18 protein-coding genes are annotated in these 12,188 nt (G+C 34.5%); 7 read left to right on the forward strand and 11 right to left on the reverse strand.

Annotation, left to right across the window (positions count from 1 at the left end):
- The first annotated feature begins 25 nt into the window (after nucleotides 1-25).
- Nucleotides 26-409, forward strand: a complete 384-nt coding sequence (locus ER639_RS11360; RefSeq protein ID WP_129065873.1) for a VOC family protein — start codon at nucleotides 26-28, stop codon at nucleotides 407-409.
- 123 nt (nucleotides 410-532) lie between these two features.
- On the opposite strand, the gene ER639_RS11365 is transcribed toward ER639_RS11360, so the two are convergent.
- The 10 genes from ER639_RS11365 to ER639_RS11410 form a co-directional block, all read right to left on the reverse strand.
- Nucleotides 533-970, reverse strand: a complete 438-nt coding sequence (locus tag ER639_RS11365; protein WP_240664065.1) for a VOC family protein — start codon at nucleotides 968-970, stop codon at nucleotides 533-535.
- Between the two features lie 86 nt (nucleotides 971-1,056).
- Nucleotides 1,057-1,458 carry an arsenate reductase (thioredoxin) gene (gene arsC / locus ER639_RS11370; protein ID WP_129065874.1) on the reverse strand — a complete coding sequence of 134 codons (402 nt, stop codon included), beginning with the start codon at nucleotides 1,456-1,458 and terminating at the stop codon, nucleotides 1,057-1,059.
- 9 nt (nucleotides 1,459-1,467) lie between these two features.
- Nucleotides 1,468-2,760, reverse strand: a complete 1,293-nt coding sequence (locus ER639_RS11375) for an arsenic transporter (RefSeq protein WP_129065892.1) — start codon at nucleotides 2,758-2,760, stop codon at nucleotides 1,468-1,470.
- Nucleotides 2,760-4,478: an arsenical pump-driving ATPase gene (gene arsA, locus ER639_RS11380; protein WP_129065875.1), complete on the reverse strand. Its 1,719-nt coding sequence runs from the start codon at nucleotides 4,476-4,478 to the stop codon at nucleotides 2,760-2,762. Before arsA ends, ER639_RS11375 begins: the two co-directional genes overlap by 1 nt.
- Nucleotides 4,479-4,490: 12 nt before the next feature.
- A complete protein-coding gene (gene arsD, locus ER639_RS11385) occupies nucleotides 4,491-4,838 on the reverse strand; it encodes an arsenite efflux transporter metallochaperone ArsD (RefSeq protein ID WP_129065876.1) in 348 nt (115 codons plus the stop codon).
- A gap of 15 nt (nucleotides 4,839-4,853) precedes the next feature.
- The gene (locus ER639_RS11390) at nucleotides 4,854-5,150 is read right to left on the reverse strand and encodes an ArsR/SmtB family transcription factor (RefSeq protein ID WP_129065893.1); all 297 of its coding nucleotides are present in this window, start codon (nucleotides 5,148-5,150) and stop codon (nucleotides 4,854-4,856) included.
- Between the two features lie 107 nt (nucleotides 5,151-5,257).
- Complete coding sequence (locus ER639_RS11395) at nucleotides 5,258-5,854, reverse strand: response regulator transcription factor (protein ID WP_129065877.1); 597 nt, start codon at nucleotides 5,852-5,854, stop codon at nucleotides 5,258-5,260.
- Entirely contained in the window at nucleotides 5,854-6,765 is a 912-nt protein-coding gene (locus ER639_RS11400; RefSeq protein WP_164993441.1) for a sensor histidine kinase, read from the reverse strand. The genes ER639_RS11395 and ER639_RS11400 overlap by 1 nt, the downstream gene beginning before the upstream one ends.
- Before the next feature lie 152 nt (nucleotides 6,766-6,917).
- The gene (locus ER639_RS11405) at nucleotides 6,918-7,655 is read right to left on the reverse strand and encodes an ABC transporter permease (RefSeq protein WP_129065879.1); all 738 of its coding nucleotides are present in this window, start codon (nucleotides 7,653-7,655) and stop codon (nucleotides 6,918-6,920) included.
- On the reverse strand, nucleotides 7,642-8,511 hold the full coding sequence (locus ER639_RS11410; RefSeq protein WP_164993442.1) for an ABC transporter ATP-binding protein: 870 nt from the start codon (nucleotides 8,509-8,511) through the stop codon (nucleotides 7,642-7,644). The genes ER639_RS11405 and ER639_RS11410 overlap by 14 nt, the downstream gene beginning before the upstream one ends.
- Before the next feature lie 197 nt (nucleotides 8,512-8,708).
- On the opposite strand from ER639_RS11410, the gene ER639_RS11415 reads away from it, so the two are divergent.
- The 6 genes from ER639_RS11415 to ER639_RS11440 all read left to right on the forward strand — a co-directional run bounded on the left by ER639_RS11415 (nucleotide 8,709) and on the right by ER639_RS11440 (nucleotide 12,044).
- A complete protein-coding gene (locus ER639_RS11415; RefSeq protein WP_129065881.1) occupies nucleotides 8,709-9,089 on the forward strand; it encodes a DUF1761 domain-containing protein in 381 nt (126 codons plus the stop codon).
- 13 nt (nucleotides 9,090-9,102) lie between these two features.
- Nucleotides 9,103-9,471, forward strand: coding sequence for a VOC family protein (locus tag ER639_RS11420; RefSeq protein ID WP_129065882.1), 369 nt, complete (start codon nucleotides 9,103-9,105; stop codon nucleotides 9,469-9,471).
- A gap of 9 nt (nucleotides 9,472-9,480) precedes the next feature.
- A complete protein-coding gene (locus ER639_RS11425) occupies nucleotides 9,481-9,750 on the forward strand; it encodes a zinc ribbon domain-containing protein (RefSeq protein ID WP_129065883.1) in 270 nt (89 codons plus the stop codon).
- A gap of 399 nt (nucleotides 9,751-10,149) precedes the next feature.
- On the forward strand, nucleotides 10,150-11,070 hold the full coding sequence (locus ER639_RS11430) for a DMT family transporter (protein WP_129065884.1): 921 nt from the start codon (nucleotides 10,150-10,152) through the stop codon (nucleotides 11,068-11,070).
- Nucleotides 11,071-11,352: 282 nt separating this feature from the next.
- Complete coding sequence (locus ER639_RS11435) at nucleotides 11,353-11,553, forward strand: cold-shock protein (RefSeq protein ID WP_129065885.1); 201 nt, start codon at nucleotides 11,353-11,355, stop codon at nucleotides 11,551-11,553.
- A gap of 113 nt (nucleotides 11,554-11,666) precedes the next feature.
- A complete protein-coding gene (locus tag ER639_RS11440) occupies nucleotides 11,667-12,044 on the forward strand; it encodes a DUF4870 domain-containing protein (protein WP_129065886.1) in 378 nt (125 codons plus the stop codon).
- A 47-nt stretch (nucleotides 12,045-12,091) separates the two neighbouring features.
- On the opposite strand, the gene ER639_RS12595 is transcribed toward ER639_RS11440, so the two are convergent.
- Nucleotides 12,092-12,184 (reverse strand): IS3 family transposase, encoded by a 93-nt coding sequence (locus ER639_RS12595; protein ID WP_368665656.1) that lies wholly within the window; start codon nucleotides 12,182-12,184, stop codon nucleotides 12,092-12,094.
- Between the last annotated feature and the right edge of the window lie 4 nt (nucleotides 12,185-12,188).

The following is a 12,188-nucleotide window of genomic DNA, read 5'->3' on the forward strand; positions in this document are numbered from 1 at the left end:
AACTTAAAGAAAACGAGGTCATCTAATGAAAATAGAACATGTTGCAATTTATGTGAATGAATTAGAATTAATGAAAGACTTTTATTGTACCTACTTTAACGGCGTACATAACGAAAAATATCACAATCCTAAAACCAATTTAGAAACTTACTTTATTACCTTTGAATCAGGCGCAAGATTAGAATTAATGACACGTCCAGACATCCAAGCAGCACACGATGGCTTATGGCACTTTGGATTAACACATTTAGCATTCAGTGTAGGCAGCAAATCACAAGTTGATGCATTAACACAACAACTCATTATGAATGGCTGCCAACTCCAGTCAGCACCAAGAACTACAGGAGATGGCTATTATGAAAGTTGTGTATTAGACCCTGAAGGCAATCAGATAGAAATTACAGAATAACCAACATCAACTCATAAGTTGCCACGATGAAAAAACCGAAAGAAAAAAATAAATCGAAAAGCGATTTATTAGTTTTTCTTTCGGTTTTGTTCGTGTCAGAACACTTATGTTACAGTCTCACTATTAACAAGCATTAATCATCCATGAAATACCGTACGGATCTTTAAACATACCATATAATTTCGACCATTCAGTTGGGCCTAAAGGCATTGTGACTTCACTACCAGCTGCAACTGCACGATCAAAGAATTCTGTAGCAACTTTCACTTCAATATCGTTGCTACCATCAAATGTGAAACATACATTTACACCTTCATTATTTACTTCACGTTCACCCATAGTTGAACTAATCATGAATGTTTGCCCTAATAATTTGAACTCAGCATTCATTACAAAACGTTTAGCAACGTCCTCAGGCATTTTAAATTCCTCGGGTAAATCCTTAAACATTTCATCGTCTCCCATTGTTTTAGAAACGATTTCAGCACCAAACTTTTCTTCATAAAAATTCAATACTTCTAACGCATTGGCAAAGTTAAAATACGGAACAGCTTTAATCATTGGAAATCTCCTTTAATTCATATTGTATAAAATATAACTACTATTTCATTATAATCACATTTTAAGGAAATACCACTTATTACGCATTACTCTCCAATTTCTGCAAACTTTTTAATACGTGTACCGATTTCATCACGAACACGTTGGAATACTGACCAATCTTGACCCGCTGGATCTTCAAATCCCCAATGGACCGTTTTCACGTGTTTTGGTGTAACAGGGCAGACATCTTTTGCATGATCACAAAGTGTTACAACTAAATCTGCATTATTTAAAATTTCTTTATCAATCAAATCAGAGGTATGATTTGAAATATCAATTCCTACTTCTTTCATTGCTTCGATTGCTTTAGGATTCACACCATGGGTTTCAATCCCGGCTGAATATACATTCCAGTCTGGTAAATACTTTTTACCAAATCCTTCAGCGATTTGTGAACGACAAGAGTTCCCTGTACATAAGAAATAAATTGTTTTTTTAGTCATTATTATTCTCCTTTATCCAAATATCATCATTGATAAATATAATCCTACAAGTGTTGCAAATAAGACAGGTAGAGTAATCACAATGCCTGTCTTAAAATATGTTCCCCATGAAATCTTAACACCTTTACCACTTAATACGTGTAACCATAATAACGTTGCTAAGCTTCCGATTGGTGTAATCTTTGGTCCTAAGTCACATCCGATGACATTCGCATAAACTAATGCATCTTGTAACATACCCGTTGCAGCACTTTGCTTAATTGCGATTGAGTCTATCAGTACGGTTGGCATATTATTCATCACTGACGATAGTATCGCAGATAAGAAACCCATCCCCATAATCGAACCAAATAAATTCATTTGTGTGATGTTATCAATCACACCTGCGAGTAAACTTGTTAATCCAACATTCTTTAGGCCATATACAACTACATACATCCCAATTGAGAAGAACACAATTGCCCACGGTGCACCTTTTACTACTTTTCCTGTATTCACTGCAGGACTTTGTCTAGCGAACATGATAAACACCAATGCAATGATCGCCGCAATAATACTTACCGGGAAATTGATAAAGTCACTGACTAAATAGCCTACTAATAAAATGGCAAGTACAGCCCACGACATTTTAAAGAGTTTCATATCTTTAATCGCTGATTTCGGATCACGTAACGCACTTTCATCATATGACTTCGGTACATTACGCTTAAAGTATAACCAGAGTACTGTAATACTCGCAATTAAACTGAATATGTTCGGTAAAAACATATGTTTCGCATATTCCATAAATGATAAATCGAAATAATCTGCAGATACGATGTTGACTAAGTTACTTACAACTAACGGTAAACTTGTTGTATCTGCAATAAATCCCGAAGCAATTATGAAAGGGAAGACCATTTTCTCGTTAAAGTTTAAGTTACGCACCATCGCAAGCACGATTGGCGTTAAAATTAATGCCGCCCCATCATTTGCGAAAAATGCAGCAACGATGGCACCTAAAATACACACATAGACAAACATCTTAAAGGTATTCCCTTTTGCAAGATGCGTCATATGAAGTGCTGCCCATTCAAAAAATCCAATCTCATCCAAAATCAATGAAATTAATATCACTGCAATAAATGTGAATGTCGCATTCCATACGATATTCGTTACATCAATGACGTCATTGAAATCAACGACGCCAAATATAAGTGCGAGTATTGCGCCACCTACAGCCGAGTAACCTATAGATAGGTTCTTCGGCTGCCAGATGACAAGTGTTAAAGTTAATAAAAATATTGCGATTGCAATGCCTGCCATCATAATTTTGCTACCTCTTCTATATCGACATCATACGATTGTATTGCAACAAACGGTTGATGTGCGATTAATGTATTAATTTGTTGTCGTTCTTCCTGAATCTTACTGTTAAACATATCTTGAGTATCATCGTATGTTGCAATTGTATTGTTGACCACCCACATACGTTGTTGAATGCCCGTACGTTCTAAGTCCGCTTTCAGGCGCTCTGCTTCTTTTATTGGTGTCGGTTCAGCAAGTGTTACAATCACCATTTCTGTTAAATCATTATTCGTAATGCTTGGTAGTAATTCTGAAACAGAACTTGGGAGTACATTCGCATTACGCTCGATTTCTTTATGATAACTTTGAGAGGCATCCAGCAATAATAATGTATGACCTGTCGGTGCTGTATCAATGACGACAACGTCATGTGACTTATCAGCGATGAAATCACTAAATGCACGAAAGAATGCAATTTCCTGTGTACAAGGACTACGTAAATCTTCTTTAATATAATCAATTTGATCTTGTGAAAGATTTTGAGTGGCTGATAATACTTCCGCTTCATAATCTTTTAATACTTGTTCTTCATCGATATATTTTACTGTGATGCGGTCATTAGATTGTGTATCAAACCATCGATTCGCTGGATCTGTCGTCGCAAGTAAGACTGACCTACCATGTGCAGCGAGTCTTTTTGAAATAATCTTTGCAATCGTTGTCTTACCCACACCACCTTTACCCATCGTAAAGATAAAGCGCTTGTTATCATGCACCAACTGCTGCACTAATTCGTCCATAGAATGACTGTCTTGTAACTGAACAGATTCAGTTTGATGAATCAATTTATTTTCACTAAATAACTGTTTCAGCGCTTCAATACCAAATATATTAAACTGCTTCATAGGTACATAGTAATGAGGCACTTGATTTAAGAAACCCTCATACTGTCTTAATACTGTTTGTTCATTTGTTGATTTCTGAATCGCCAGATCACTTTCAGCATGTTCAATGATGCCGTTTATGATCAACATATCATTTGTAATATTTAATTCGCGCAACTCATTCATCGCACGCTTACATTCCTGTAGACTATGCTGATCACCACGTGCAACAAACATCATCGTTGTAAGATTTGTATCTCTCAATTTATTAACAGCATCTAAATAGATTTGTTTGTTATCTGATAATCCTGATAACTGTCCTAGACATGAAGCTTCATGTGTCGCAGTTTCAATATATGAATACCATGCGTCAGGGAGCTCAAGCATTCTAAGCGTATGTCCAGTTGGCGCGGTATCAAATATGATATGATCAAATTGTTCAGCATAGTCTTTATTCGCCAGAAAACCTGTAAATTCATTAAACGCTGCAACTTCCACTGTACATGAACCACTCAGCTGTTCTTCCATATTTTTTATTGCAAATTCCGGCAACACATCGCGATATGGACCTACGATAGATTCCTTGTATTTCTCTGCTGCTTCAACAGGTTCAAAATTAGCGACAAATAGATTATCTAAAGATGGGACTCGAGTTAATTCACTTGTTAAAGTCATTTCAAAGATATCCTGTAAATTACTTGCAGGGTCAGTACTGACTAATGCAACCTTTTTTCCTTGTGTACTTAAATGAACAGCAAGCGCACTAGAAATAGACGTCTTACCTACGCCACCCTTACCTGTGAAAAATAAATATTTCGTTAACTGAATTGTATTGGGATTAAACTTTTCCATTGCACTCACTCCTTAACAACAATGATCTCCGGGGGCACAACAGTTACTTTGCAAATCATGAACAACGATGATATCCATTACTTCATCAGAAGTCATATAACTGCCTGTTTTTACTATCTCATCATTAATGACCGTAATGGGCATCACTTTCTCACCTTTTGTCTTAATAAGCTCCATAATTTCTTTATGTCTTACAAATGCATTTGGTGCTGATGACAAGTTATAACGTAATACTTTAATACCGTTTTGTTTCATCTTCTCAATATCGCCATTGACGCGGATTAATTCCTGATCAGGCGATGGACCACAAACACCCGAAGAACAACACATTGCAGGTTCAAAAATTTTAATTTCTACCATAACAAACACTCCTTATTATTTTTTACAAACACAATTTTGGTTTGGTGTGAATAAAACATTTTGCATTGCCATTAAAGGACTAATCACTTCCAAATTATTGGCATATATCACTTTCGTACCTTCTTTCCAAGTTGTTACAAGGCCACTCTCTTTTAATTGCTTCATATGATGCGATAATGTTGGTTGAGAGAATTTAAAATGCATTAATATATCATTTGCGCACATTGGACCACAACTTAGTAAATCTAAAATCTCTAAACGACTTTTATCTGACATTACCTTCAATAATTTTGCTAAATCCTCATAATTCATCGTATCCATCACATCTCCTATATAGATAGTCATCTATATTACAAAATCATTCTACTCCTTATATAGATAATTGTCTATATTTTAGACAAAAAAACTCATGATTTTCATCATGAGATAAATCCTAAATCTTTTCCGATTCTCCAAGCGTTGATTCTATTTTCTGCACCTAACTTTTCAATGATGATACTCGTATAATTACGTACTGTACCGTCGCTTAAAAATAATTTTTGGCTAATTTCTTTACTCGATAACCCTTCACCTATTAATTCTAGAATTTCTTGTTCTTTTTCATTAAGTGGATTCTTTCTCAGCATCATCGGTAATAATTCTGGACTATATTCTTTATTACCTTGCATGACATTTTGCATCGTCTTAATCAAATCATCTACAGAACGTTCTTTCAATACGTATGCATCTACATTTAAATTCAATGCTTTTTCGAAATACCCTGGGCGTTTAAATGTCGTTACAATAATGACTTTAACTGGCAGTGCGTTGCTTCGAATGTGTTCAAGTACTTCTAAACCACTTTTCTCTGGCATTTCAATATCCAGTAATGCAATATCAAAGTGTTCATCTAGTGCATCGATGGCTTCTTGTCCATTACGTACACTTTTAACACTTTCTATTTCATCGTCTAACAATAGCAATTGATGCATCGCTTCACGTAGCATACTTTGATCTTCCGCATGTAATATTTTCATTAATCCACCTCCAAGTCGATTTCAATTTTTAAGCCTGGTGTTAAGTTTGTTACTTGAACTTCTCCGTTCAGCGCTTTTACACGAGATGAAATACTAACAAGTTGTGCATGAGGCTTTAAACCTTTTCCATTGTCTTCAATCATTAAATGAAGTCTATCTGATATTTGTTGAACATTTAAATTTACATGCGTTGCACCACTATGTTTAATGATATTATTCACCAATTCCTTTAATAACATACTGATTTCATGATGTTTCACTTCATCCAAATGTTGATAGTTCACTGTAACATCCAACTCGATATTTGCATCGTTTAGTAGCTGACTGATGTGCTGCACTTCATCTTCAATCGTTCTTGATTTAATGTTATCGATGATACTTCTCACCTTAAACAAAGAACTTTGGGATAACTTTTGAATTTCTATCATTTCATTTTTAGCGCCTTCAGGGTCTTTCTTCAATAACTTTAACGCAAGTTCTGACTTTACAGTCAACGTGCTGAACACTTGGCCAAGCGAATCATGTAAGTCTTGAGAAATACGATTGCGTTCAATTTGAGATGATAACAATGCCAGCTTTTCATTTTTAATATTCATCTCATAAGTCATTCTGGATTGCTTTGCGAAATAATCCATCGAAAAAGCCATCATAAACATGAATAACACATGTGCTGAAATCTCAATTGCAATTTTATAGTCATACGTATAAATGATAGCGTAGTTAATCAATAAAGTAGATAAAGTCACTTTCGAGTAAAGAGAATTTAAAGATTTTCCCATTGCATAAGGTACGAATGAAATCGGGAATAAATAAAATAATATATTACCAACATTACATAAATGAATAAATATCGTGATACATACAATGATGCATGCAAAAGCCAACGGTAAATATTTTTTCCTACCCTGCATCATATAAACTGCACTGCAAACATATATTGCAATTGCGATACCTTTTACAATTTTAAGATAGACATTAGCGGTTTCAAACAAACTTGCTATAGGAAAAATAATAAATATGAGTGAGGTGACATATTGTATCTTATTAACATGCTTCCATTTCATTAAATCACGTCCGTTTTCCTTCTAATCACTACACTTAATATTATAAAGACAATCGCATAAATTAGTAAAATACCAATCGAATGCCATGGATATTCTTTTTCAAATAAACCTGCTGCGATATTTTTAAAGTTATACGTTGGTGTCAACTTTGCTATCGGTTGTAACCATTCTGGAAACGTAATAACAGGAAACCACAGCCCACCAAGCATTGCCAAGCCTAAATATAAAATATTTCCTAGCGTACTCGCTTTTTGTGTATCTTTAAACTGTGCTAGCAATAATCCAAATGTTAAAAAGATTAAGCCGCCGAACAAGAGCCCAATATAGCTGATGACCCACTCTTTCGCACTCATGTTGACGTCTTTGAAAAAATGTCCTACTAAAAACACAATCAAGATTGCAATCATGTACATAATCATAATTTTGATAACTTTACATAAATAATAAACCATTGGATTTAATGGCGTTCTAAATAATGCTCTACTCCAACCGTTATTCTTATCGTTAATCATTTCGACTGGAAAAGTTAATATTGCAAAACTCACCAAACTGAAAGTTGTCATGGATAACATATAATCACGGATATAAAAAGATAACTCCTTTGGATTAGGTGTTTGCATAAGTGCAGAAAATACGAGAAAGAATATAACCGGCAGTAATATCGACATAATAAACACACTTTTTCGAGAACTCATATCAATCAATTCATATTTCATCATGGCCTTAAACTGTTTCATTGTGATCCTCCTCCACTACTTTGAATATACGATCAAGTAACGATTCATTTGTTATCTCAACATCATTAAAGTTAACACCTTGTGCTAGCATCTGTGTAATTATCGGTTGCACATCTCGAGAAACGAATAAGATGCTGTCATCTTTTATCGTCATATCTGGAGCGATGCCTTTAATTGCTATTTCATATTTCCTAGGTAATACTATTTGCTTTTGATGAGACTCACTGCGAATACGTCTCGGCGTACTATCTCGTACAATTTCACCTTTATGTAATAAAACAATACGATCGGCTAAACTTTCAACCTCTTCAATATAGTGTGACGTAAATAATATCGTCTTACCTTCATTCTTCAAATTTTGAACTAATTCATAAAATCGTTTACGCGTTGACGTATCCATCCCAACAGTAGGTTCATCTAAAATAATCACTTCAGGACGTCCCATAAGTGTCAACGAAACGTCTAAAATACGTTTCTGCCCACCAGAAAGACGATTCGCTTCAGTTGATAAATTCGTTTCATCAAAATGAGTGATTTGTTTAATTTCATCAAGAGAAAGTGGATTATTATAGAGACTTTGAAATAAACGAATAATTTGAATCACTTTCATATTTGGTGTGAAATAAGTATGTTGATACAATACACTTGTTTTATGGTGATTTAATATCAAAGATTGACCGTCGATATGGCCCGAAGCAATCGACTTATTACCTAACAAACAATCAATTAACGTCGACTTACCAGCACCATTTGGCCCAACCAAAGCAATCGCATCACCTTGTTCAATATTTAAATTGATATTCTTTAGAATATGATGTTTTCCTATATACAAGTTCAGTTGATTTACTTTAATCATCTCAATCCCCTCCTTACCTTTATTAAATAAAAAAACAGACATGAATATAATTCACATCTGTAATGAGATTAATATGACATTTGTCATGATTATTACGTAACCTTTCCTATAACTGATATATACAAGATAATCAGTGCGATATTTTACACTATGTGTTTTAATATAAATAGGACACAATTAAATTTAAGGAGTAATTTATGAGTATTATTGCAGCTATTATCGCTGGTGTATTGGCATTTATGGTCGGTGCATTATGGTATGGATTTTTATTTAAGAACGCATGGATTAAAGAAGTTGGTATTACTGAACAACAAATAAATGATTCAAACAATGGCATGAAAGAAATGATTTATTCATTCGTCATTGAAATTTTAGTTTCACTACTTGTCTTTTTTATTTTAAGTCACACAACGCTAAATATTTTCTGCGCAGGATCTGTGCTTGGTTTAATCGTTGTATTATCTGCATGTAAAAATTATTTCTTTGAAATGAAATCATTTAAATTAATTGCAATCAACGAAAGCTATAAATTCGTTTGTATTATGATCATGACTTTAGCAGCTTATTATTTCGGATAAAGGAGTGTTATCAATGCATTTAGGTAATTTTTCAGTGAGTTTAGCAGTTAAGGATTTACAAGCTTCAATTAAATTCTACAAAACATTAGGATTTGAACAAGTATCAGGTGATGAAAGTCAGAATTGGGTCGTGTTAAAGAATGGTTATGCACGTATCGGATTATTCCAAGGTATGCTTGAAGATAATATGATGACATTCAACCCAAGATGGGATGATAATGGAACTGAAGCAGAAGGTACAGACGTGCGCGAAATTGCTACAGCACTTAAAGAAGCTGGTCTTGAATTAGAGCAAGAAAATACGGCAAGTGAATCTGGTCCTGGTTATTTCTTTGTGAAAGATCCAGACGGAAATACAATTTTAATTGATCAACACGTATAGGAGATTATAATGGAGAAATTTTGTCAAAGCTGTGGTATGCCTCTAAACTTACATGGTAAAGATGTACGTGGTACTGAAGCAGATGGTTCTAAGTCTACGAAATATTGTAGTTACTGTTATGAAAATGGTGCGTTCATCGAACCGAGTATTACATTCGATGAAATGCTAGTTCGAGGTAAAGAAGCAATTTCTAATGGCCAAGGAAACAAAATCGTAAAATTCTTTATGAAAACATTCTATCCAATGCAACTTAAAGGATTAGAGCGTTGGAAGAAATAATAATCAAGGATTCACCTGCGAGTCAGGTGAATCCTTTTCTTGTTTGCAGCTCAAGTGAGATGGACAGTTGAGCTGCAGATTCGTTTGCGGCTCAAGTGTGGCTGGTAGTTGAGCTGCAGATCCGTTTGCGGCTCATGTGAGACGGACAGTTGAGCTACAGATCCGTTTGCGGCTCAAGTGAGATGGACAGTTGAGCTGCAGATTCATTTGTGGCTCAAGTGAAGCTGGCAGTTGAGCCACAGATTTGTTTGCAGCTCAAGTGTGGCTGGTAGTTGAGCCACAGATTCGTTTGCGGCTCAAGTGAGGTGATCAGTTGAGCTGCAGACAACAAATTCATCCTCTTGATGCGGTATCTTTATTTCTATAAAATGAAAGCAGTCATATATTAGGAGTGTTAGTATGGGTTATTTAATGTTTGCGTTTGTGATCGGGCTTGGTGTGCCTATTCAAACTGCTGTGAATTCTAGGTTACGTTCTTATGTTCTATCACCATATGTCGCATCGATGGTGTCTTTTTCTGTTGGTACGTTATTCTTATTAATGTTAACACTACTCACACAACATACTGTTATGATTCCATCTACTACATTCACTTCAAATCCTTGGTGGATTTGGATGGGTGGTTTATTAGGTGTAATCGGTTTAACGACAAATATTTTACTGTTTCCGAAACTTGGTGGTGTGCAAACGGTAATATTGCCAATTATGGGACAAATATTAATGGGAATGTTGATTGATAGTTTTGGTCTATTCCAATCTCCAACACATCCATTTAACATATTTCGTTTAATAGGCATGATGTTTTTACTTATCGGTGTTTATGCGATTGTTGTTTTACCACATTTGAGAAATCGTTTTTCTAAGCCGGCTGATGGTCCGTTGTTGCCATGGCAAGTGCTTGGTATTGTAGCAGGGATGTTAATGGCAACTCAATCTTCTATTAATGGTCATCTTGGCAAATTGTTGCATTCTAGTATTCATGCTGCGTTTGTGTCATTTCTTGTCGGTACTATCATTCTTGTAATCATTGTTTGTTCAATGAGAAAGCTTGGTAATATACGCTTTGCTTTAGGTAATACACCTTGGTGGATTTGGATGGGTGGGATTATTGGAAGTTTCTTTGTATTTGGAATGAGCTTTCTAGTTCCTATTATCGGTACAGGTATGGTCGTTGTAATGGGATTATTTGGTCAAATTATTTGTAGCATCTGTATTGATCGATTCGGTTTACTTGGAGCGACTAAAACAGATATTAAACGTATTCAAGTTGTCGGTATTATTTTGATGCTTTGTGGTGTCATTATGATTAAAATGTTTTAAATATCCTTAAATAAATAATATTTTTTTATCGGTCAAAACCCACTCCACGCCTAGCTTTATTCCAATTTTTAGAATACTCATAAAAAAGAATTGTCATATTTCACTAGACAAATGTCTCAATCCATTGTACACTTAAGTCAATAAAGATCGTTCATTTACAAGAAATAAGGATTTCACATGTTACAAAAGGTAATGGTGCAAGTTCGTTACTTTTTGTAATATGTGAATTTTTTAGTTTTAAAAAAGAGATATTTATTAATAAATATTTGGAGGTCATTACACATGACACAAGGTACAGTTAAATGGTTTAATTCAGAAAAAGGTTTCGGTTTCATCTCAGTTGAAGGTGGAGACGATGTATTCGTACATTTCTCAGCTATCCAAGGTGAAGGATACAAATCTTTAGAAGAAGGCCAAGCAGTAGAATTCGAAATCGAAGAAGGTCAACGTGGACCACAAGCTGCTAACGTAACTAAATTATAATTTTTAAATTTAAACGTTACAACAGCATCTCTTAGGAGATGCTGTTTTTTTGTATATTTGCTTGCAATTATTTCCTTTATCGTATATTTTTGAAGTAAGAATGGAGGTAGAATATGGATAACTATCAAAATATTAATGAAACACAATTCAGTAATTACCAAGGGAATAGCCCAACAAGTGATGAAAAAACAATGGCAATGCTCATTTATTTAACTTCTTTTTTCACTGTTATCGTAGGTCCACTTATTATTTGGATAATGAAAAAAGACCAGTCTCTATTTGTTGATCAAATTGGTAAAGATTATTTAAATTTCTTTATTTCTTATTTTATTTATAGCTTTATTGCAGGTTTATTATGTATTGTTTTCATCGGATTTATTATTCTTCCAATTATCGCATTAATGACATTTGTGTTTACTATAATCGCAGCCGTTAAAGCATACAATGGAGAAAGATATTTAATTCCTTTAACTATTCAGTTTGTAAAATAAAACGCATAGGGCCTCCTTGTAGTGAACCCAAAAAGTTGAACTTTTTATTAAGCTACTTTCATTAAAGCAAGATTTCTGTATTCTACAGGAGTCTTGCTTTTTAATTTTCTCTTCTTTCTAACGAAATTATAATATTCCATATAA

Source organism: Macrococcus sp. DPC7161 (assembly GCF_004117835.1).
Lineage (GTDB): Bacteria > Bacillota > Bacilli > Staphylococcales > Staphylococcaceae > SDSC01.

Excerpts from the sequence above, each read along its gene's own strand:
- ER639_RS11440 (WP_129065886.1), top strand. The coding sequence starts at position 11,667 with ATGGATAACTATCAAAATATTAATGAAACACAATTCAGTAATTACCAA.
- ER639_RS11360 (WP_129065873.1), top strand. The coding sequence starts at position 26 with ATGAAAATAGAACATGTTGCAATTTATGTGAATGAATTAGAATTAATG.
- ER639_RS11415 (WP_129065881.1), top strand. The coding sequence starts at position 8,709 with ATGAGTATTATTGCAGCTATTATCGCTGGTGTATTGGCATTTATGGTC.
- ER639_RS12595 (WP_368665656.1), bottom strand. The coding sequence starts at position 12,184 with ATGGAATATTATAATTTCGTTAGAAAGAAGAGAAAATTAAAAAGCAAG.
- ER639_RS11375 (WP_129065892.1), bottom strand. The coding sequence starts at position 2,760 with ATGGCAGGCATTGCAATCGCAATATTTTTATTAACTTTAACACTTGTC.
- ER639_RS11405 (WP_129065879.1), bottom strand. The coding sequence starts at position 7,655 with ATGAAACAGTTTAAGGCCATGATGAAATATGAATTGATTGATATGAGT.
- ER639_RS11365 (WP_240664065.1), bottom strand. The coding sequence starts at position 970 with ATGATTAAAGCTGTTCCGTATTTTAACTTTGCCAATGCGTTAGAAGTA.
- arsD (WP_129065876.1), bottom strand. The coding sequence starts at position 4,838 with ATGGTAGAAATTAAAATTTTTGAACCTGCAATGTGTTGTTCTTCGGGT.
- ER639_RS11410 (WP_164993442.1), bottom strand. The coding sequence starts at position 8,511 with ATGATTAAAGTAAATCAACTGAACTTGTATATAGGAAAACATCATATT.
- ER639_RS11390 (WP_129065893.1), bottom strand. The coding sequence starts at position 5,150 with ATGAATTATGAGGATTTAGCAAAATTATTGAAGGTAATGTCAGATAAA.
- ER639_RS11395 (WP_129065877.1), bottom strand. The coding sequence starts at position 5,854 with ATGAAAATATTACATGCGGAAGATCAAAGTATGCTACGTGAAGCGATG.
- ER639_RS11420 (WP_129065882.1), top strand. The coding sequence starts at position 9,103 with ATGCATTTAGGTAATTTTTCAGTGAGTTTAGCAGTTAAGGATTTACAA.
- ER639_RS11425 (WP_129065883.1), top strand. The coding sequence starts at position 9,481 with ATGGAGAAATTTTGTCAAAGCTGTGGTATGCCTCTAAACTTACATGGT.
- ER639_RS11400 (WP_164993441.1), bottom strand. The coding sequence starts at position 6,765 with ATGCAGGGTAGGAAAAAATATTTACCGTTGGCTTTTGCATGCATCATT.
- arsA (WP_129065875.1), bottom strand. The coding sequence starts at position 4,478 with ATGGAAAAGTTTAATCCCAATACAATTCAGTTAACGAAATATTTATTT.
- ER639_RS11430 (WP_129065884.1), top strand. The coding sequence starts at position 10,150 with ATGGGTTATTTAATGTTTGCGTTTGTGATCGGGCTTGGTGTGCCTATT.
- ER639_RS11435 (WP_129065885.1), top strand. The coding sequence starts at position 11,353 with ATGACACAAGGTACAGTTAAATGGTTTAATTCAGAAAAAGGTTTCGGT.